Source organism: bacterium (genome assembly GCA_016873475.1).
Lineage (GTDB): Bacteria > Krumholzibacteriota > Krumholzibacteriia > JACNKJ01 > JACNKJ01 > VGXI01.
Genome location: VGXI01000408.1, coordinates 1 through 1649 on the forward strand (window position 1 = coordinate 1; position 1649 = coordinate 1649).

The 1649-nt window shown below is 73.9% G+C and carries 1 protein-coding gene; it reads right to left on the reverse strand.

Annotated features, from left to right (window positions below):
• Window positions 1–148: 148 nt before the first annotated feature.
• Window positions 149–1357 (reverse strand): glycosyltransferase family 4 protein, encoded by a 1209-nt coding sequence (locus FJ251_16215; protein MBM4119244.1) that lies wholly within the window; start codon window positions 1355–1357, stop codon window positions 149–151.
• Window positions 1358–1649: the final 292 nt, after the last annotated feature.

Sequence of the window (1649 nt, forward strand, 5' to 3'; positions counted from 1 at the left end):
GGGGCAGCTTGCCGGCCGCCGCGAGCTGCGCTGGGACGGCCGCGACGACGCGGGCACGGCCCTCGGCAGCGGCCTCTACCTGGTGCGGGTGAGTGGGCCGACGGGGAGTGCGAGCGGCAAGCTGCTGCTGCTCAAGTAGGCGCGCGCTTCACGCCAGGCGCTCGCGCAGCCACTGCGCGAGCGCCTGCGCGTTTCTGTCCATGTCGTAATCGGCTTCGATGCGCGCCCGCGCGCGGCGGGCCATGGCGGCGGCCGCCGCGGGATCGTCGAGCAGGCGCGCGATGGCGGCAGCGAAGGCGTCCGGCCGCGCGGGGTCGGCGAGCAGGCCGCTCACCCCGTCCTCGACCAGCTCCGGCAGACCCGTCACGCGCGGCCCGACGACCGGCAGGCCCACGGCCATCGCCTCCATCATCGAGACGGGAATGCCCTCGCTGTGGCTGGCGAGCACGAAGAGGTCCGCCTCGGCCAGGAAGCGCGCCACCTCGCCGTGGTCCACGCTGCCGTGGAAGCGAACGGCCTCGAGGATGCCGAGCCGGCGCGCCTGCGCCTCGAGCTGCGCGCGGCGGCCGCCCTCGTCCTTGCCGACGAGATCGAGGCGGAAGGTCTGACCCCGCGCGGCGAGCAGCGCGCAGGCCGCGAGCAGGCCCTCGTGGTTCTTGACCGGATAGAGCGAGGCCACGCAGGCCAGGCGCACCGGGCCTCCGCGCCGCGCGGGCCGCGGCTGGAAGGGGAACTCCGCGAGCCGGATGCCCGTGCGCTGGAGCCGCACCTGCCCTGCGGGCAGCTCGGGGCAGAGGGCGAGCAGGGTCCGTCGGTTGTACTCCGAGATCGCGATGGCGAAGTCCGCGCCGCGCAGCTTGCTCTTCAGGCTGTGGCGCCTGGCGGGCATCACCGTGTCGCTGCCGTGGGCCGTGAAGCTGAAACCGCTGCCATTCAGACGCTTCGCGCAGAGTCCGGCCAGCGCGGCCTTGTAGGCGAAGTGCGCGTGGATCTGCGCCGGCCGCTCGCGCACGCTGTAGGCGAAGACGACGCCCACGGCGAGGTGGGCGAGATTGTGCAGGGCCTTCGCGGGACCGGCGTCTTCGAGGACCGTGCCGAAGAGCCCGGCCAGCGCGCGCGGCCGGCGGAGCGCGTAGTGGAGCCAGGCGCGGAGCAGCCGCCCGGGCGGGATCGGCCGCAGCACCTGCGTGCGCGCCAGGTAACCGCGCGCCTCGGCGGGGCAGGGGCCGGGCGGCCGCAGTGACACGATCTCGACCCCGAAGCCCGCCGCCTCGAGCGCGCGCATCTCGTTGTAGACGAAGTTGAGCGTGTCCGTGGGAAAGCGGTCGAGGACGTAGAGCAGGCGCGGCGCGTTCATGCCGACTTCCCGCGGTGGATCGCCTCGGCGTCGGCGAGCACGGCCGCGGCGATCCGCGACCAGTCGCGATCCCGCACGCGCTCGCGGCGCGCCGTGCGCTTGGCCGGCGTATCGGTCCTCAGCTCCTCCTCGACGAGGCGGACGAAGTCCTCGGGCCCCTCGGCGATGCGCACGAGATCGCCGAACTGCTCGGCCACTTCGCGGATGCGCACGGAGACCACCGGCAGGCCGAGCGCCAGGTACTCCTGCACCTTGACCGGGAAGCTGCTCGCGATCCACTCGGTCTCTATCC

Bases quoted from the DNA above. Each gene is read 5' to 3' on its own strand.
- FJ251_16215 (MBM4119244.1), bottom strand. From the start codon at position 1,357: ATGAACGCGCCGCGCCTGCTCTACGTCCTCGACCGCTTTCCCACGGAC.